Source organism: Tabrizicola sp. T46, assembly GCF_057219895.1.
The window spans coordinates 60,963-80,969 of record NZ_JBXVVV010000005.1 but is presented as its reverse complement, the minus strand read 5'-3'; the positions used below and the strand labels follow the sequence as shown (position 1 = coordinate 80,969).

Genomic DNA, 20,007 nt, shown 5'->3' with positions numbered 1-20,007 from the left:
GCAGCCCATGAAGGCCGCGCGGGATGACGCGCGGACGAGACAGGCCCGGAGGCAAGAAACCGATGACGATCCACACCCGCGACGACGCTTACGAACCCGCCCACACCGCATCCCAGACCGCCCATGCGCTGGAGGAGCTGCAGCTCTACGGCTACCGTCCCTTCGAGGACGAGCCCGATCCGCGCCCGATGCCCGACGCAGACCGCCTGCGTGGTGCCGTCGCCGACATCTTCGACGCCCTCGTTGCGAGCCTGGCCGACACTCGCATGGAACCCGACCTCGAAGAAGTGCTCTGGGGCCAGGTCAACCTCTTCCACCGCGCCACTGCCCGGATCGAACGGTCGCTCGACGACAACGAGCAGGGGCAACGCCGCCTCCAGCGCGAGCAGGACGGCTCCGAGGTGAAATCCACCGAACTCGAGCGCCTGACGGCCGAGGGTCTGACCCTCACCGAACGGCGGAACTGCATGGACATGATGCGCGATCACGCCGCCACCGAGTTCTGGCATCACACGGGCTCCACCTGGCGGCCTCGCACCGGCTCGATGGTGAACCACCAGCACCTGACCGCCGCCCTGATCGACAGCCGCGACTTCCTGACCGCCAAGCGCCGCGCCGAGACCGAGGTGATGCTCCCCGCGGGCCCCAAGGTCGCCCTCACCGGTGGGACCGACTTCAACGATCACCGCCTGATCTGGGGTAAGCTCGATCAGGTCCGGACCAAGTATCCCGACATGGTCCTTTTGCACGGGGGAAGCCCGAAAGGCGCGGAACTCATCGCCGCCAAATGGGCCGAGGCCAGGGGTGTCACGCAGGTCGCCTTCAAGCCGGATTGGACCAAGCACGCCAAGGCCGCTCCGTTCAAGCGCAACGACGCCATGCTCGACGTTCTGCCCGTGGGCGTTCTCGTTTTCCCGGGAAATGGCATCCAGGAAAACCTCGCCGACAAGGCCAAGAAACTGGGCATCCCGGTGGTGAAGTTCGAGAGGGGGGCGTGAGCCCCCTGACGGCCAGCAGCGCTTGATGCTTGGCTGATAGGGGGTCGCTAGGCCGCCCTGTAGTTTCTATGCGCTGCCCACGACCCGCAATTTCATTGAGCGACTCTCGAGCAAATAAGTCTCGACTCCGGCCAGCAAGTGCAGCCCTTCTTCACTGATAGAAGCTCGTGAAAGACCGGGCTGAATGATGCGGACGTCAAATTCGTAGCGATAGTCCTGCCAAGTCGCTTTCAGCCGCTTGAGGAACGCGGCGTTCCCATGTTCGAAGCGAGAGCTTTGCCCCTTTTCGAGGCGCAGCTTCTCGCGCCTTAGCATATGCGAGAACATCCGGTTGGGACGGTCGCGCCAGCGGGCGGATTTTTGGGCCTGCCCGCAAACTTCATAGATATCTTTCAAGCGAGCGCCGGGTGCGTCGGCACTCGAGAATTTGCAATGATGAAGCGTGACCTGGACAAGGCCCTCGGTGATGCGAAGCGTAACCACATCGGCGATCTCGCCAGCTCCATCGTCGTCGAAAATCAGATCGTAGGCGTTAGCGTCGGCGAGCAGGGTCTCGATGACGCGTCGCTGGACGGAATCGGCTCGTTTCTCTGATCCTTGTGATTCTGTTCGGATGTTTATCCCCGACCAGTCCCAAGTCTCAATCCGTTCCGGAGGATAAGGCTCGACCTGAACACCATCGGGCAAGGCATAGAGATGGCTGTAGATCAGCAGAGACCCATCGCCAAAATCAATCTGCGGGGAGTCTTCGCCAAAGGCTTCCGACAGCGTCTTTACTTTGCCGCCGACCTTTATCGTCGCCTTCGGCCCTGATCGCTGCGGATAGCGGGCACCGCCTTCCGCAAACACGATTTCGAACTCGGCGCTCTGGGCATCGCTGCGCACCGCGAAGCGCAGCGGCCCGGTGGCTTGGTGGTCCAGGAGTTCGATGTCGCACTCCGCAAACGGTGCGGCTATGTGGTCGAAGCTGATTTCGATCCGGTCCTCGATCTGTGTAAGTAGAGACTCCGGCCAGTGCACTGCGACGGGTGGAACGCTCGGCCGCTCACTGATCTGACGAGGGCGCATGGCGCTCTTGAAGACGCCATCGGTGGTGATGCCGGGATCGTTGACGGCTGTTCCGATGTCGCTGCACCACTCGACCCAGTCGGTGAGGTCGCGCACCGGGGAGATCGACCAGAACTTTCCTTTGGCCGAGCAGCCGCGCGAGGCTGGCATGCCATTGAGAAAGCCGGTCGCAAAGACGTTGTTCTTGATACGGGACTGCGATTTCGCAGTGTCCAATCCATCGGCGACGTCCACGCCCATATACATTGAATAGCGCACGCCACGCCCCTGATGGTGCGTGAGCCCGAGGTTGCGCAGGATGAGGCGATTGAATCCGTGAAGACTTCGAAAAACGTCCTCACCTTCGACGCGCCGCGTCGTGTCGCCGCAGACGGTCTTGGCCAGCCGGTCATGTGGGCCCTTTGCCGAGCTACTGATATAGAGGAGCCTCTTGTCGGGGTCCCAGTGCATCATATGCAAGTCCCAGACGACGTTGGTGGCATGCTGCACGGTTGTCCAGCCCGCTTGCTCCTCCGAGCGGGTGACGAAGATGGCCACGCGCTGATGCGGGTTGACCTTCATGCCGAGATAGACGCCGGGATTATAGAGGTCTTCGGCACGCAGTGGCTCCCAGGCGTCGCAAGCCGTGCGATAGACCACGGCATTCATCTTCGGCTCGAGGGTCTGCAAGGGAATGTCGCTGAGATCGCCGACAAAGCCCTTGAACATCTCGGCGCGTCGAACTTGCCGGTCGATTTTGGCTGTGCTGAGCGCTTCGACCAAGGCGTTCCAGTCGGCGTCCTCGGCATAGAGCTTGGCGAGCGACCGATCGATGTCATCCACGCCGGTATTGGCGATGACGGTCGCGTCACCCAGGCGCGGATCTTGCCGGGTGAAGCGGCCGACAAACTGGATGGTGACGGCGATGCTCTTGTGGGGATCGTGCAGACCCGCGATCTTAAGTTCCGGGAGATCGAAGCCTTCGCCTAACATGTCGACGCACACGATGATCCGGCTCTCGAAACGCCGCAGCGCGGCAAGGTTCGTGCGGCGCTCGCGGATCGACTGCTGGCTATGAACGATGACCGGGCGGAACTCGGGGAACATCGAGCTGTAGAGCTGGTGGAGATCCTTGGCGCGCTCGATCGTCTGGCAACGCGCCATTGCCAGATGATTGAGGCCGGCCGCTAGATCGGCCTGGAGGACTTCGCCGAGCTTTTCGGCGATCGCAAGGTCTGCATCGGGCTGATCGAGCCCGAATACCGCCTCGAACCGGATCGGCTTGAAATAGCCCTCGGCCTGCGCCTTTTTGAGCGGGTAGGTGTAGATGAACTCACCGTCGACGCGCCGGCCGTCCTCCCGGAAGGGCGTGGCGGTGAACTGGACGATCGGAAGCGGCGGGTCGCGGTCGATGAAAAGGCCACGGAATCGCGACCAGGTAGGTGCGCCGATATGGTGTGCTTCGTCGATGAACAATGCCGATGCGCGGGCAGCCATCCGTTCCTGAACTGGGGCATCCGCCCGGCCAGCAATTTGCATTGTGGTGACGACGACATTGGCGCTGTCGAAGATTTCATCGACTTCGGCCTGGCTGGTCGGGATATGCGAGAGCCGCATGACCAGAGGGAAAGCTGCCGTCTCATCGAGACATTTCTGCTGCATCAAGACGCCGAAGGTTTCGAATTTGCTCGCGATCTGCTCGCGCAGCGCGTCGGTAGGCACCACCACCAGCAGGCGCTCGAACCTCTGATTGGCATTGAGCGCCAGCATTGTCTCCGTCTTGCCCGTCCCCGTTGGCATGACGATGGTGGCCGGATCCGTCGATCGCGTCGCGTGGGCAAGCGCGGCATGAAGCGCGCCGATCTGTGGGCGCCGCAGGCCGGGCTGCGCCACCTCGCCGTTCGCGGCAGTTCGTCCCTCGCGCAGATGAACCGCATCGATCCAGGATGCGGAGACTACCTTCAGACGCTCGGCGCGCGCAGATCGATCTAATGTGTCGATTCTGGTCGGCGGCGCATTCATCCACCGGGATTCACCGAGTTCCAGCACTTCGGCGATCCGTTCCGGCTCCGTTGCTCCGGGCGCAATGAGAATAAGATCGGCTTCCAGGGGCGTCGCCGTCTTCGCACTGATGATTTTTAGAGTCTCGCCGGATTCCAAGGTCGTCTCGTAGCCATTGACGCGGCGGATGGCGAAGGGTCGCAGTCGGCAACGCACGCGTCGGGCCGGAACCGCCAACTGGCGCACGAGGCTTCCCAGCACTTTGCCGTCGATGGCAAGCCGAGCCGGCAGCAGGAGTTCGACCTCGGGATTAAAGAGATCGTCCTGGTTGGAGCCGGTCGGGGGCTTGCGGGAGGCCATCGTGTCCCCTTCCGTCAGGCCGCCACCGTCTGCGGCGAGGGCAAGACGGCAATCACCGTTCCCTTCGTCATCAGAACGACGAGTCCGCGCTCGGCGCCGGTCATATCGAGATAGGCGCGGACCTGAGCCCGATAGTGCTCGAGTAATTGAGCCTCGGGATTCACGTCGCTCTTCCAGTCGACGACCACGACCGGTCGGCCATCCTTCCCGACGGTCAGGGCGTCCGCGATCCCCGCCGCTACGTTTTCCACGCCGTCGGCTGCTTGCGCAGAATAAACGGGAAATTCGGCCAGTAGACCCGGTCGCAGGGCTGCGATGTCAGGCAGTGCCAGGGTCCGGGCTACACAGGCCGCCAGTTCCTGCGCCGATAGTCCTTTCGCCGGGTCGGCGACCGAAGATTGGCCGAGAGCACGGATAAGTTCGGCTGCCCGTCCGATGAGGGCAGCCTCCGTCTCCAGGATTTCGCCGGTCAGAACCTCTTCCATGAGCTTATGGAGGATCAGCCCACGTTCGCGGCCGCCCTGCACGAGAATCGCGGCTTCCAATTCGGGAGGCTGCTCGTCGGCCGCCCCCGTCCAGAGCGCGGCCTCTTCTTCCTGCAAGACGGTCCCGGTGGCGCTTTCATCGCGACTGGGTGCAAGCCAGGTCAACCGTGTCTGCGCGGCGGCGATGGCTTCGGCTTCGGTGGCGAAGCTCGCACGCGTCTGGGTGTTGCCCGCGCCCGCACCTGCCGCCGTGAGGCCGGCAGGCAGGTGAGAGACATCCAGTCCGGGCAAGCCGGCGAGCGACAGATCGACGAGGCCGATCCAGGCCGATTTCGACGGTGTGGCGTCGAGCCGGGGAAGGACGAGGAGTTCGCGAGCGCGGGTGGCTGCGACATACCAGAGCCGGATGCGTTCGCGGTCCAGCTCCTCCTTTTCCGCTTGGCGGGCGGTTTCGTAGCCCTCAGGCGTGACACCCAAGACCGGGCAGTAGAAGGTCTCGGCCTGGCGGTCGATGACGGCGCTGTCGGGCGCCATGACGCCTGTCATGGTGTTGACCGGAATGACGATCGGCCATTCCAGCCCCTTGGCCGCGTGCATGGTGAAGAGCGCGACCGCTTCCTCTTGGGCATCGGGCCGTCCCTCGACGGCGCGGGCCTCGTCGGACCACGCCGCTGTCATCGCCTCGGCGAAGGCGCGCAAACCGCGCACGGCGTAGCCGGTCGACAGGCTGAGATAGAGATCGACATTGGCGAGCGCGCGCTCGGCCTGGCCGCGATGGCGCTCGAGGAGGAGCGGACGGACGCGCATCACGTCCACGGCCTGCGACAGCAGCTCATGCGGGGTCGTGCTGTTGCCGCGCCAGGAGAGCGATTGCAGCCGCTCGATGACGTCGCGCGCGAGCGGGTGCGCGATGACGGCGGGATCGATGCTGAGATCCAGGCGCGGAATCCGATCCGACTGTTCCTCCGAGCGCGGAAGTCCCCAGATGATATCCAGCAGGTTTTCTTCGGTGAGGCCGACCAGAGGGCCGCGCAGCAACGCGCCAAGCGCCAGGGTGTCGCGGCGATCGGCCAGAACACGGGTCAGGGCGATCAGGTCCTGAATTTCCTGGCGGCGGAACAGCCCCTTGCCGGCCTGCGTCGCGACGGGGATGCCACGGCGCTCCAAGGCTTCCTCATAGCGCCACAGCTCCGCACCGGTCGGCGCCAGCAAGGCGATGTCGCCCGGTTGGCAGGGACGCTCCGCGCCGTTGCGACGGTCGAAGATGGGATGGCTTTCGATCAGCCTGGCGCACAGTTCGGCGACGGCATCCGCTTCGGCGTCGCGCTGCCGTTCGGCGCTGGCCTTGCCGTATTCGTCAGCCACGGCGATGTCGAGGGCCGCGACGCACAGGCTTCCCCGGTCGTCATGGAACGGGTCGAGCGCGGTGAAGCCCGGCTGCCCATCGGACGAGAGGACGGCCTCGAAGCGTTCGTTGACGAAGGTGAGGATCGAGGCGCAGGAGCGGAAATTGGTGGAGATTGACAGGAGGCTGCCGGGATCCTGGGCGCGGAAGGCGTCGCGCGCCTGCACATAGGCGCCGACGTCGGCACCCCGGAAGCGATAGATCGCCTGCTTGGGGTCGCCCACCAGGAAGAGTGCGCCCGGCCGGATGCGGAAGCGGGTCCAGTCGTCATCGCCATCGACCGGTTCGCCGCAAAGCCGCCAGAAGATTTCGGTTTGCAGGGGATCTGTGTCCTGGAACTCGTCGACGAGGACATGGGCAAAACGCTGGCCCAGCGCCCGGCGAACGGCATCATGGTCGCGCAGCAGGTCGCGCGCGGCGAAAATCAGATCGTCGAAATCGAGCTGGGCGCTGGAGCGTTTGTGGTCGCGATAGCGTTGCAAGATCGGACGCGCTTCTTCGATTAGCGCCGCTAGGGCATGGCCGGCGGCGGCCTGTGCCAGCGCGAGCCAGGCATCGCAGCAGGCGGTGTAGTGGGACTCGGCGCCGTCGTTCAGCCGGTCGCCATCGGCCTTGGAGAGACCGGCCTGCTTGGCGGCAGCGGCCCATTTGCCCTTCTTGCGATAGGAGGCGAAGGCCCCGGCCTTGGTGCAAAGGTCCGGATGTGGCCGCAAGGTCAGGAGACGGACGAGGCCCGCAGGCGTTGCGGGATCGGGACCGTTGGCCAAGGCGGTCGCCATCTCGGCCAGCCGCTCGACGATCGCCGCCGTTTCCGGCTCGGCCGCAGTCACACCATCCATGAAGCCTTTGAAATCCGCAGCGGCCTGCTGGAACGCCGTCAGGTGGCCGTCAAGCGGGGAGACGGCCGGGGCCGCGAGCGTGGGGCGACGGCGCAGATTCTCGGCGATCTTGTGGATGAGCGCCACGGTCTCGCCGGGGCTGTGCAGCACCATCTCGGCCAGGATACCGCCCTGACCGCCGGACAGGCGTTCGCGCAGCCAGACATCGACAATCTCAAGGAAGGTGAGGTCGGCCTGGTTGCGATCCATGACCCCTGCGCCGGGATCGATGTTGGCCTCCGCGGGATAGGGCTTAATGAGGCGCTGGCAGAAGCCGTGTATGGTCGAGCACGTGATCTCGTCGATCGCGGCGCTGGCGGCGGCGAGATTGTCGCGATGGGCTTGGGACAGCCCATCGGGCAGCGCCACGCGCAGCTCGGTCGCGATCGTGCCGGCCGAGAGATCGGCGACGAACTCGCGGACACGCGACAGTAGCTCGCTCGCGGCGAGTTCGGTGAAGGTGACGGCGGCGATGGAACGCGGCGCGACGCCTTCGGCCAGCATCGCGGCGATGCGGCCAGCCATGACGGCAGTCTTGCCCGAACCTGCGCCGGCCTCGACCAAGATCGAGCGATCATGGAGGCTGATCGCATCGCGGCGCGCGCCGTCGTCCTTCAGCACCTTGGACACGCTGCTCATCATTCCGCCTCCCAGACCTGAGCGACCTCGCCAAGCCGCTCCGTGGCTGCCGGCATTTTGCGTTTGCAATAGGTGGCGCCCGCGTTGGCCGGCAGGGCGAAGGCGAGGTCGTCATAGTCGCCGCCGGTGTCCGGGCCAGGCAGTGCCGCACCGCCGGCGAGACTCGCCCTTGCCGCGCGCAGATAGCCTGTGATGTCGGCCAGCACGGCTTCGGGATCGTCGAGCTGAAGGTCGACGGGCTCGCGCGGATAGAGCAGCGAGGCGCTGATGGCGACGTCGTCGCCGAGGAGCGCCTTCACCGCGAAAGCATATAGGCAGCGTTGAAGCTCCCGCCCGCCGTTCAGCCGGATGTCGCTCCGCGGGGGGCGGCCTGTCTTGTAGTCGCGCACCAGCGCACGTTTGCCGTCGTCCGAGATGTCGAGCCGATCAATATAACCGGCGATGTTGAAGCCCGTGCCGGGAATCGTGACCGGCTTGCGCGAATCCCAAGGCGTTTCCGCGTCGGATTTTGGCTCCGATCCACCGAAGGGCACCTCTCCGTAGGAGCGTGCGCCCGGGAGGACATCTTCACCATAGGAAAGGGCTCGGCCCGCCATCACGCGGGCGTCGTCGATCGTGCGGCTCCAGATGACGGCCGGCGGAACCGGACGCTCGCTTTCCCAATCGGCGGCGACGGCTTGCGCGGCCCGCGCCACCGCGGCTTCGATGGTCTCGGCGTCGGCGGAGGCTAGACCATCTCCGGTTTCGAGGTCACGCAAGGCGCGGTCGAGAACCAAGTGAACGAGATCGCCGATCCCGAGCGCGTCGAGCATGAGCGGTTCAGCGCTGCTCTGCGGTTCACGCCATCCGAACGCATAGACCCACACGAAACTCAGCGGATTGCGCAGCAGGCGGCGCAGCGAGCTGGCCGACTGGGTGCGGCCGAGGATGGCGAGGACGAGCGGATGATCTGCCCGCACGAGCCCGTCATGGGGAGTAATCTCGGCCTGCCGCCAGTCGCGCCAGCAGCCCTGCGCACCGACCGCTTGCGGATCGGCTGCGTACTCCTGAGGCCGGGCCATGAGGCGGTCTGTTTCGCTGAAGGCGTGCGCCGGCGTCGCGTTGCGGCGCAGATAGGTTTCGTCACCACGCCCGGCGAGCAGAGGGCTGCGACCCAGGAGACGCCCGTCGCTGTCGCGCCGGGCGCGCGACAGAACGACGGTGTCGGCCGTCGTGGCGAGGATCGTCTCGAAGTCGCGGCGGTCGGCGAGGTTGACCGGCAGGGGATCGAGCACCGGCGTCGGGATGATATGGTCCGGGATCAGTCGGTCTTCGGCGATCCCGCGCGGCCAGCGCGAGGAATTGAGCCCGAGGAGCCGCACGAAGCGGCGGGGCGACGCCGCAAGCGCGCTGGCCGGCATCCAGGCGACGCAGACGCATGCTTCCAGCCCGTCGTCCTGCTTCAGGGTTTCCAGCGTGGCGTCGATCGAGGCGGCGGGGCCGGCGAGCAGAGCCTTGCGCCAGATCGCGAGCGCGCGGCCCTTGAGGAAGGCTTCTCCGATCTCGCTGGCGGCCTCCGATCCTTTCACAAGGGTCTCGACCGCCGTGCGCAGCGCCGGAACATGGTCGGCGCTGTCGGGCCAGTCTTCGGGCGCCAACCGGCTCAGGAGGCGGTTCCAGGCGCCCAGCGTCGAGAGCGGCGCATCGGTCGGCAGGACACGCAGCCAGCCTTCAGGCAGGGTCTCGAATGGCGCGCTGTCACGGCAGAGCGCCGCGAGGCGACGCAGCCGCGATTGCGACAGGCCACGGACCACGATGTCGGCCAGCGCTGCGGCCGTCTGGCCCTCGCGGGTGGTGACCGTGCGGACGCCGTGGACGAAGTGCAGGTCGATATTGGCGTCGGCGCGCAGGGCCAGGAAATGATCGTCATAATCGGCGGGCGATGCGGTCGCGATGGCGATATCCGAGGGCGAGACGCCATTGGCGAGCAGGCTGCGCGCCCAGCGCATCGCCTCGATGGCCTCATGATAGGCGGTCGCGGCGCTGACGGCTCTGATCCCTGGCGTTTGCGCCGGTGCATGCGCGACCGTGACGCCGATGCCGTCAAGCCAGGCGGGAACGCTTCTCGGGCCGGCCGTCCACTGCACCGGGATATGGGCAGTTAGGCCTTGGAGCAGTGGCCGCCAGCAGGGCGAGAGTTCGGTAAGACCGACGATTTCCATCGGTCCGAGGACGGCTGGCGCATGAGCGATGCGGGCGGTCGCGGCTGCAACGATGTCGAGAGGCCGCATCATCCCGGGCGGAAGCTGGTCGAGGACGGCCAATTCCAAGCGCGCGATGGCGGCGAGACGCGGATGGTCGCCCGCGCATGCGGCAAGATCGATCCCCGCGCGCCAGACTTTGTGGAGCGTGTCGGCCGCCGCGCCGATCATGCCGGGAAGAGCTTTGATGCCTTCAAGTTCGCCCATCGGCGTAGCGGGCAGGACGGCCTGGATGGCCGCACGCAGGCTCTCTTCGTCGATAGGGCGAACGAAGCCGCCAGCCAGTCGGACGGCGGCCTGCTCGAACGACATGATCTGAAGGCCGTGACGACGGTCACGGCCAGCCGCCAGCCGGCGCTCCCGCATGGCGAGACGACCGTGAACGACAAGGGTGGATCGATTTGCGCCTGCCATGTCCGCCAACCTCTCAGAAATCACTTGCGGTTCGAGCGCTGAGTCAGCGCTGAGGCGGCGGCAGTCTTCGCGGCTTTGCTGCTCTTCGGGTCGCGCAGGACTTTCGCCGCGGCGCTGGCCGCCCGCTTGCTGGTGACTTCACTATTGGGTCCGCGTTTTGGCATCGCTCGCTCCCGAAATCTGGGTCCTCATTGACCATTGACCCGTCGCCCTGATGGGACTAATAATTACACGCATCATATGGATCTGTCCATATAGTTTTGATGCTCACGGGCGGCGGAGGCGGAATGCAATGAGAGCGGCTGCAGCGGCCTTAAAGTGGGGGGTGGAGCGCCGCCTCGAGTTCATCGAGTTCCGGCTGTTCTGGGAGGGGTCGATCAATCGCGCCGATCTCGTTGAATTCTTCGGCGTTTCCGTTCCTCAAGCGTCGAAAGACCTAACCCTCTATCAGGAGCGCGCGCCTGGAAACGTGGACTACGACACGCGTGGGAAACGGTATGTAGCGGCCGACAAGTTCGTCCTGCGTTTTCTTGATCCCGACCCGTATGTCTATCTTGCGCAGCTTCGATCGGTCGCCGAAGGCACGGTGCCAACTCACGATTCTTGGATCGCCACTCTGCCGAATGCGGATGTGGCGCTAACCCCAAAACGGGACATCGACATCCAGGTCTTGCGCCGTGTGCTCGACGCGGTGCGAGAGAGGGAGTCGCTGGAAATCTTCTATCAGTCGATGAACAAGGTTCGACCAGATCCTATCTGGCGCCGAATCACACCGCATGCCTTCGGTTTCGACGGCTTCCGGTGGCATGCGCGTGCCTATTGCCACCTCGAGAACAGGTTCAAGGACTTCCTGCTGCCACGGATCCTCGAGGTGCGGGGTAAGGGCAAGCCTGGGGCGACCGGCGAGCAAGATTGGCTCTGGAACAACTTCTTCGATGTAGTCATCGGACCCCATCCGGATTTGACGGAAAGTCAGAAGAAGGTGGTCGCCAAGGACTATGGGCTGGACCAAGGCAATGGTGTGCTGTCCGTTCGGTATGCGATGCTTTTCTATGTTCTGAAGCGACTTGGCCTGCTTGGGGACGCCGCAAAGCAGAGTGCTCGCACACAGCATATTGTCGCGCTAAACCGCAAGGAAACCGAGGCTGCGCTCAACAAGGCGGAGCTTCTGATATGACGATATTGTGGGGGAGCGCCGGCTGATGACCGCCAAGCTCGAAAGCATCAAGAACGGCGCCTCCGTCCGCGGCATCGCGTCTGCGCAGCCCGTGCAGATCGTGTCTGTGGACTGGATCGGAGATCAGGCGATCAATGTCGTCTACCGCGACCACAACGGCTCGGTCGCGGAATCTGTTCTCTACAGGGACGACGAGCATCGTCTTGACGTTGAGCAGGACGGGCGGCCGTGGTCGTTCGACGCGGATGGTGCGCTGCTGCGATTGGTGACCGAAGCCAACCGCATCAAGCTTGCCCATTTTTTCGATCCTTATCTGGCCATCCACACCAGCCTCGTCGATCCGCTGCCTCATCAGATCTCGGCTGTATATGGCGAGATGCTGCCGCGGCAGCCTCTGCGCTTCCTTCTCGCGGACGACCCTGGCGCCGGCAAAACAATCATGGCCGGCTTGCTGGTAAAGGAGCTGATCGCACGCAGTGACCTGGAACGCTGCCTTGTCGTCGCCCCCGGCAGCCTGGTCGAGCAGTGGCAAGACGAACTGGGTCAGAAGTTCAATCTCGAGTTCGACATCCTGACGCGTGACATGATCGAGACGTCTCGTTCGGGGAACCCGTTCAACGACCGCGACCGCCTCATCGTCCGCCTCGACGTGCTGGCCCGCAACGAAGACCTGCAAGAAAAGCTCATGAGCGCCCGTGAGTGGGACCTCGTCATCTGCGACGAAGCCCACCGGATGTCGGCAACCTATTTCGGTGGCGAGGTCAAATACACGCGGCGCTATCAGGTCGGTCAGAAGCTCGGCCAAGTTTGCCGGCATTTGCTGCTCATGTCGGCGACGCCGCATAACGGCAAGGAAGAGGACTTTCAGCTTTTCATGGCGCTGCTCGACGGCGACCGGTTCGAGGGGCGTTTCCGTGATGGCGTCCATTATGCCGATACGGAAGACATGATGCGGCGCCTGACGAAGGAGGAGCTGCTGAGGTTCGACGGTCGACCGCTCTTTCCCGAGCGCCGAGCCCGCACGGTCAAATACCAGCTCTCGGAAGGCGAGGCCGCGCTCTACGCGGCCGTCACCGAATATGTGCGAACCGAGATGAACCGGGTTCAGCGATTTGCCGAGGGAGATGGCAAGAAGCGCAATAATGTCGGATTCGCCCTGCAGATCCTTCAGCGTCGCCTCGCTTCCTCACCGGCTGCCATCTACCAGTCGCTGAAACGTCGCCGTGAACGTCTTGAGACCGAGCTGGGCGAAGCGAGGCTCGCGGCCAAGGGACGGCGTGCCGGTATCGGCGAGCCGTCGGTGAGCTCCGATATTCTCGGCAACATCGACGAGTACGGACAGGAGGAGATCGATGAGCTCGAAGAGCTGATTTCGACCGGCGCAACGACGGCCGAGACCGTCGAGCAGTTGGCGCTCGAAGTCGACACGCTCAAGGGCCTGGAGTCGATGGCGCTCGGCGTCCTGCGCTCAGGTGTCGACACCAAGTGGACCCAGTTGAACCGCATTCTCGACGACGATCTCATGATTGACGCCGCCGGAAATCGCCGGAAGCTGATCATCTTCACCGAGCCCAAGGACACGCTCCACTACCTGCTCGACAAGGTGCGCGCGCGCCTCGGAAGCTCCGAAGCTGTGGACGTCATCCATGGCGGGGTTTCTCGCGAGGAGCGCAGGAAGGTGATCGAGCGCTTCATGCAGGACAAGGACCTGCTGGTGCTCATCGCCAACGATGCGGCGGGCGAAGGCGTGAACCTCCAGCGCGGCCACTTGATGGTCAACTACGACCTGCCTTGGAACCCCAACAAGATCGAGCAGCGCTTCGGCCGCATCCATCGCATCGGGCAGACCGAGGTTTGCCACCTCTGGAATCTTGTGGCGGCCGACACGCGTGAGGGCGAAGTCTATGGACGTCTGCTCGAGAAGCTTGAGGCGGCGCGGGAGGCTCTCGGTGGGCGCGTCTATGATGTGCTCGGCGAACTCTTCGAAGGGACCGCGCTGAAGGACCTCTTGTTCCAGGCCATCCAGTATGGCGAGCAGGAGGAGGTGAGGGCGCGCTTGTTCCGCCAAGTCGATGGCGCGGTCGATCAGACGCATCTTTTGGAACTTCTGCGTCGGCGTGCGCTAACAAACGACACCATGCCCCAGGCCAAGGTCGAAGAGCTGCGGCTCGAGATGGAGCGGGCCGAAGCCTTGCGCCTGCAGCCGCACCACATTCAGAGCTTCTTCGTCGAGGCGTTCCAGCATTTGGGCGGCCGTCTCAAGCGCCGTGAAGAGGGTCGCTGGGAAATCACGCACGTGCCAGTGCGGATCAGGGAGCGCGATCGCCAGATCGGCACAGGCGCGCCCATCCAGAAGCAGTACGAGAGGGTCTGCTTCGAGAAGAGCAAGATCAATCAACAGCCGGTCGCCGCATTCATCTGCCCGGGGCATCCGCTGCTGGAGGCTGTGATCAGTCTCGTCCGGGAGCAGTACGAGCAGATCATGCGACAGGGCGCGATCCTCGTCGACGAGACCGATGCTGGCGAGGCGCTGTCGGCCGTTTTCCTGCTGGAGCACACCGTCCAGGACGCCCGCACGACGAGTGCCGGGAAGCCGCATATCATCTCCCAGCGCTTGCAGTTTGCCGCGATCGACAAAGCGGGGAACGCCAGCAACGCGGGCATCGCGCCTCATCTCAATCTCCGGCCCGCCGCGCCAGAGGAAGTCGACCAAGTTCGGGATCTCCTGGACGAGGACTGGCTGACCACCGAGCTTGAGAAAACGGCGATCCGCTTCGCTACCGTGGAGCTGGCGCAAGGACACGTCGCGGAGGTGAAGGCGCGCCGAATTCCTGAAATCGAGAAGGTCGAGCAAGAGGTACGTGCCCGCCTCAAGAAGGAAATCAACTACTGGGACTCGAGGGCCTTCGAACTGAAGGAAGAGGAGAAGGCCGGCAAGAAGACGCGGCTTAGTTGGCAGAACGCCCAGCGGCGCGCCGAGGATCTGGCGGAGCGGCAGAAGCGTCGGATGGATCAGCTCGAACGGGAGCGGTTCATCTCATCGCAGCCGCCGCGAGTCCGCGGCGGCATGGTCGTCATTCCGCGGGGGCTCCTCAGCGCCCGGCAGAATCCGACGGTGCCCAATCATTTTGCCGAAGATCCGGCGGCGCGGAGGGAGATCGAGCTCGCGGCCATGCAGGCTGTGATGGCGGCGGAGCGAGCGCTTGGGCACGAACCGCTCGATGTTTCCGCCCAAAAGATTGGCTACGACATCGCCTCGCACAATCCGAAGTCCGGGCACCTTCGCTTCATCGAGGTCAAGGGCCGGATCGACGGCGCGGATTCTGTGATGATCACGCGCCAGGAAATCATCACCTCGCTGCATGAGCCCGAAAAGTTCATCCTCGCGGTCGTGGCCGTCAACGGCGGGTTTGCGCACGAGCCGCGATATGTGCGCGGGCCGCTGATTGATCGGGAGCCGTCCTTCCTGGAGACAGCGATTCAGTTTGACCTGCGGCGTCTGCTCGAACGCGCGGTGCCGCCATCATGAGTGCGGAGCGCCAATCCGCGCCTGTCGTGGCTGAGCCGCCGGCTTACTTCCATCCGATCAGGGATGGCGCGTCGAAGCGCTGGAATCAGCTTGAGGCCGACCCCGAGCTTGCCGGGCCGTGGCACCAACTGTTCAAGCAGGTGCAGAGCCCGCGCCATATCCTGTCCGAGCTGCTGCAGAATGCCGACGATGCCGGCGCGACCGAGGCGCGCGTTTCGATCGAAGACCAACGTTTCGTGTTTGAGCACAATGGCGAAGACTTTGTCGAAGCGCACTTCGCCTCGATCTGCCGGTTCGGCTACTCGAACAAGCGCGCCCTTCACACGATCGGGTTCCGAGGGATCGGCTTCAAGAGTACGTTCAGCCTGGGTGATCGCGTCGAGCTGTTCACCCCCACATTGTCCGTTGCCTTCGAGCGTAACCGCTTCACGGAGCCACATTGGATTGATGGCCGTCGCACGACGCAGGGCGTCACGCGCGTCGAGGTGGCGATCGCCAACCCTCTTCTCTGCCGCGAGGTCGAGAAGAACCTCGAAGAATGGTTGAAGAGCCCGGTTTCGCTGCTGTTCTTCAAGAAAATCCGCCGTCTTCAGATTGGCGATCGGGTGGTCCACTGGCAAAGCCTCGGACCAGGTCCTGTCGCCGAGAGCGAGTGGATGTCGCTGGACGACAAGGGGGATGACGCCTTCCTCCTGGTCCGGTCGGCGGAGGAAGCGTTCCCCGCTGATGCGCTGGACGAAATCCGTAAGGAACGGATGCTTGGTGCCGAGGATGGCGGCGACTTCCCGCCCTGCCGGGTCGAGATCGTCCTGGGCGCGAAGGGCCGGCTCTATGTCGTGCTGCCCACTGGCGTTGAGACGCCGCTCCCGTTCGCCTGCAACGCTCCGTTCATCCAGGATCCCGCCCGCCTCAAAATCAAGGACCCCGAGACCTCGCCGACGAACCGCTGGCTGTTGAACCGTGCCGGCGAACTCGCGGCCAAGGCGATGGTGGAATGGCTCGAACAATCCAAGAGTGGTGTTCTGGATCGAGCTGCGGCCTATAGCCTGCTGCCTGACGTTGACCGAGAGGCAAGCACACTTGAGGGCTCTTGCGCGGCCATCGTCGAGCTGGCGTTCGCCGATGCGGTCGAGGACCGGCCGATCCTGCTGACCGATGACGGCAAGCTGGTTGCCGCCGACGCGGCGATCATGATCCCGCTGCCGATCTTCGATATCTGGCCGGCGGAGCAGGCGATGGCTCTGTTGGATGAGAAGTCGCGCCCGGCCTTGTGTCGGCATGTCTCGGCTGCCGACCGGACCAAGCTGGTTCACTGGAACCTGGTCGAGGAGTTTTCGAAGAGCGACCTTCTCGCCCGCCTCCGCACAAGCCACCTGCCTCGGCCGTCCACATGGCGGCATCTTCTGAACCTTTGGACGTACATCGCGCCCGAGGTGACGGGGTGGCAAAGCTATCAACCGGAGCGACTCCGCATCGTTCCCGTCCAGGGCAAGGAAGTGCTCTTTTCGGCGGCTGAGGTGGTGCGGCTCGGGGAGAAGAAGCTGCTCCAGTCCGATGATGACTGGGAGTTTCTCGCCGGGCATCTGATTGTCCTTAATCAGAACTGGACCCGCTTTCTGGCGGAGCAACGCCGGGACAAGGGCGACGGCGATGGCCGAACTGACCCGACCCAGGCCGCATTTGCGGTGCTCAAGAAAATCGGCCTCGACGATACGAGTGACGTCAACGCGGTGATCGAACGGGTCGCTGCCGACTTCTTTGGAACAAGCGGCATCAAGCTGGCCGAGTGCGTGCAACTGGCCCAGATCGCGGCAAAGCTTGGCGCGACCGCGGGCGAAGCATTCCGCTATGCCTGCGCCGATTTGAAGCTTCGGCCAATCGCCAAGGCAATCTTGTACGACGAAGACGGCGCCCTCGATGACCTATTGCCGGAGACTGTTCGGCAGATGCAGCTCCTGCACCCCGATTATGTTGCCAGCTTCTCCACCTGTTCGCGCGAGGATTGGCTGCGGTGGGTGTCGTCCGGCCGTTCGGGACTGCAGACCTTCGCACCGCTGACCGCGAAGCGGACAAACATCTATGGGCGCCAGCAGGTAGACTCCGAGGCCAAGAAGCGCGGCCTTCGCGGCGCGCTCTACTACCCCTATGTGACGAGCCAGTTCGTCGTCGAGGATTGGGATTTCCCAGCGGAGTACTGGCGGCACTGGGAGGCGCTGTCGAAGTCCGACCCGCGGATTTGGGCCAAGGTCGCCGGGCGGGTTTTGGAGCAGCGGGACAGCTACTGGTCTCGTGCATCAAGTGCGCGCCTGTCCCAGGTCGCGACCACGGGATCGACCCGATCGCTGACGTCAGAGCCGCTGCTGGCGGACTGGTTGCTGAAGCTCAGGTCGAAGCGCTGCCTTCCCGATACGCGCGACATGATCCATGTCCCTGCCGATCTGCTCCGGAGGACGCCGGAGACGGAATCGCTCATGGATGTCGAGCCATTCGTGCACGGCCTCCTCGACCGGGAGACGACGCGGCCGCTGCTCGATCTGCTCGGTGTCCGCAGCTCGCCGAGCGGGCCAGGTCGTTTGCTCGACCGGCTACGCGCGCTGGCTAAGTCGGACAAGGCGCCGGCCCATGAGGTCGAGAAATGGTATCGCCGCCTCGACCAGATGCTCGATGCCGCTTCCACGCCTGACGCCCAGAGCATCAAGGTCGCGTTCAAGACCGAGAAGCTGATCCTCGCACAGGACGGGACCTGGGTGACATCGGGCGCGGTGTTCCTGACCGGGGACGAGGAGGATGTCCCGGGCGCCGCGGTGATCCGGGCCTCGGTGCTCGATCTTAGCCTGTGGCGGCGCGTAGGCATCGCCGAACGGCCCTCAGCTGATCTCGCGCTGCAATGGCTGGGTACGCTTGCGTCCGGCAAGGCGCTCTCGGCTGATGACGCGCGCCGTGTGCGGACACTCATGTCCCGATACCCGACCCGCATCTGGGAAGAGTGCGGGCATTGGGTAAACCTTTCGGGCGAATGGGTAGAGACCGACGCGCTCGCCTATGGGCTCAGCATGCAGAGTCTGTTCACCTACGGGCATCTCCACGACTGGGTGAAGCGCAAGACAGCCGATTTCAGGCAGCTCTCGGCCGAAACGGTGCGCAATCCGCCATTCTCGTCGCTTCAGGCATTGTCCGACCTCGTCGAGGAGCGCTTCAACCAGCCGCCCCTGTTCCCGGGTCTGGAAGACCGGCGCGCGTGGCTCACGGCCTTCGGCACGCAGCTTGCGCGGATCGAACTGGCGGACCCAGGCGAGACCGAGCGCGTGCGCACGGTCGCGGCGGCGATCGCGGCGACAAGCTGGGTCGCCGCCCCGAAGCTGGAAGTGATCCCTTATCTGGACGGCGTGCCCGCCGGCACGGCGCGGCTCACGGACATTCTGTGGCTGGACGGCAAGCTGTTCGTCAGCCCGCTGTCGAAGGCGAAGCTTGCCAAGCGCGTGCCGGAAGAGATCGGCAAGGGCCTGAGCGCCGATATTCGTGCCGCGCTGGCCTATGCGTTCGAGCGATCGCCCGCAGACATCAGGGACTATCTCGAAGAGAACTTCACGCTCGGCCCAGAGCAGACGACGGTCGCGCCTGTGGTGGAGGTTCCGCCTGTGGCTGCCCCTGTGGGAGGCGACGCGGTCGATGAGCCGGTCGAGCTCTCTCAGCAGGCGGCATCGGACGATGGCGAGGCCGGGTCGGTGATCGACCCGGGCTTGTCCGAGGACGAGCATCCCACGAACCCGCCGGAACCAGATGCACCGCCCCAGGAACCCGAAGGCGGTCTGTTGGAGCCGGAAACCGTCAGCCGTCCGCGCCCGCCGCAGAAGCCAGCGCGGCCCAGCGTCATCGCCCGCTTCGCGCTGGCGCTCGGTTACAAGCCCGATGGCGAAGACCGCTTCTACCATTCGGATGGCAGCTGGATCGCCCGCGCCAGTGGCGTGCGCTTCCCGTGGGAGCGGCGCTCGGCAGGCGGCGAGGTGCAGCGGCATTACTATCCGAAGGAGCATTGCCTGGAGCGGGAACCGCTTCAGATCGAGGCCGACGTCTGGGGTCTGCTCGACCAGAAGCCCGACGCCTACTCATTCATTCTCGTCAACCCGGAGGGTGAACCCGTCGAAATGACGGGTGCTCGCCTGCGCGCGCTGCGCGATGGCGGCGAGATCACCATTCACCCCGCAACATACAGGCTTGTTTTGTCGAGTGAGGGCGCATGAGGAAGAAAAGCATCAAGCTAGCAGCCCAAACTTTTGTGACGAATGTTGATGAGATCGTCGCGTTTACCCAGCGCTCGGCTGCGGCCGCTTCACTAACTGAGCAGGACCAGTCATGGTGCTATGACCTAGCAATAATCCGGGTCTATCGCGAGTTTGAGGACCTAATGTTGAGCTGCTTGGTGGCGTTGATCAACAACGACACAACAACATTCTCGCAGCTGAAAAAGCGCACTTTCCCGAAGCATATGAACGTCGAGGTCTGCGAGTACCTCATTTGCGGCGACGGGTATTTTGACTTCGCTGGTCGAGATGGGCTTTTGAAGACCATCAAAAAGGTCGTTCCGAATGGGCACTGGCTGCCAAACATTGTCGGTGATGCCGCCTATACAGCCGCCCTCAAGAAGCTCAGCGCGCTTAGAAACTTTGCCGCGCACGACAGTTCAGTTTCGAAGAAACGAGCGTTGGAAGCGATCAATCAAGAACGGATGTCGTCCAGCGGAGCCTGGCTAAAGAAACAGAACCGCTTTGCGACGATCTGCAACAGTTTGAAGGCCATGGCCCAACAAATCGACGCCGCAGCGCCGCATTGAAAG

9 protein-coding genes are annotated in these 20,007 nt (G+C 64.0%); 5 read left to right on the top strand and 4 right to left on the bottom strand.

Features of this window, described 5'->3' with window-relative positions; all coding sequences use genetic code 11:
* Positions 1 to 62: 62 nt before the first annotated feature.
* The gene (locus AC2D9V_RS16750) at positions 63 to 998 is read left to right on the top strand and encodes a DUF2493 domain-containing protein (protein WP_484715244.1); all 936 of its coding nucleotides are present in this window, start codon (positions 63 to 65) and stop codon (positions 996 to 998) included.
* 66 nt (positions 999 to 1,064) lie between these two features.
* Here the strand turns inward: AC2D9V_RS16750 and AC2D9V_RS16745 are convergent, their stop codons facing one another.
* The 4 genes from AC2D9V_RS16745 to AC2D9V_RS16730 form a co-directional block, all read right to left on the bottom strand.
* Positions 1,065 to 4,406 (bottom strand): DEAD/DEAH box helicase, encoded by a 3,342-nt coding sequence (locus tag AC2D9V_RS16745; RefSeq protein ID WP_484715243.1) that lies wholly within the window; start codon positions 4,404 to 4,406, stop codon positions 1,065 to 1,067.
* 14 nt (positions 4,407 to 4,420) lie between these two features.
* Positions 4,421 to 7,813, bottom strand: a complete 3,393-nt coding sequence (locus AC2D9V_RS16740; RefSeq protein ID WP_484715242.1) for a UvrD-helicase domain-containing protein — start codon at positions 7,811 to 7,813, stop codon at positions 4,421 to 4,423.
* On the bottom strand, positions 7,813 to 10,365 hold the full coding sequence (locus AC2D9V_RS16735; protein ID WP_484715241.1) for a PD-(D/E)XK nuclease family protein: 2,553 nt from the start codon (positions 10,363 to 10,365) through the stop codon (positions 7,813 to 7,815). The genes AC2D9V_RS16740 and AC2D9V_RS16735 overlap by 1 nt, the downstream gene beginning before the upstream one ends.
* 122 nt (positions 10,366 to 10,487) lie before the next feature.
* Positions 10,488 to 10,631 carry a hypothetical protein gene (locus AC2D9V_RS16730; RefSeq protein WP_484715240.1) on the bottom strand — a complete coding sequence of 48 codons (144 nt, stop codon included), beginning with the start codon at positions 10,629 to 10,631 and terminating at the stop codon, positions 10,488 to 10,490.
* 161 nt (positions 10,632 to 10,792) lie between these two features.
* On the opposite strand from AC2D9V_RS16730, the gene AC2D9V_RS16725 reads away from it, so the two are divergent.
* The 4 genes from AC2D9V_RS16725 to AC2D9V_RS16710 are packed head-to-tail and all read left to right on the top strand — an operon-like array spanning position 10,793 to position 20,004.
* Complete coding sequence (locus AC2D9V_RS16725; protein ID WP_484715239.1) at positions 10,793 to 11,644, top strand: BrxR family helix-turn-helix transcriptional regulator; 852 nt, start codon at positions 10,793 to 10,795, stop codon at positions 11,642 to 11,644.
* Between the two features lie 25 nt (positions 11,645 to 11,669).
* On the top strand, positions 11,670 to 15,173 hold the full coding sequence (locus AC2D9V_RS16720; protein WP_484715238.1) for a helicase-related protein: 3,504 nt from the start codon (positions 11,670 to 11,672) through the stop codon (positions 15,171 to 15,173).
* A complete protein-coding gene (locus tag AC2D9V_RS16715) occupies positions 15,170 to 19,414 on the top strand; it encodes a sacsin N-terminal ATP-binding-like domain-containing protein (RefSeq protein WP_484715237.1) in 4,245 nt (1,414 codons plus the stop codon). The genes AC2D9V_RS16720 and AC2D9V_RS16715 overlap by 4 nt, the downstream gene beginning before the upstream one ends.
* The gene (locus AC2D9V_RS16710; RefSeq protein ID WP_484715236.1) at positions 19,411 to 20,004 is read left to right on the top strand and encodes a hypothetical protein; all 594 of its coding nucleotides are present in this window, start codon (positions 19,411 to 19,413) and stop codon (positions 20,002 to 20,004) included. The genes AC2D9V_RS16715 and AC2D9V_RS16710 overlap by 4 nt, the downstream gene beginning before the upstream one ends.
* The last annotated feature ends 3 nt before the right edge of the window (positions 20,005 to 20,007 follow it).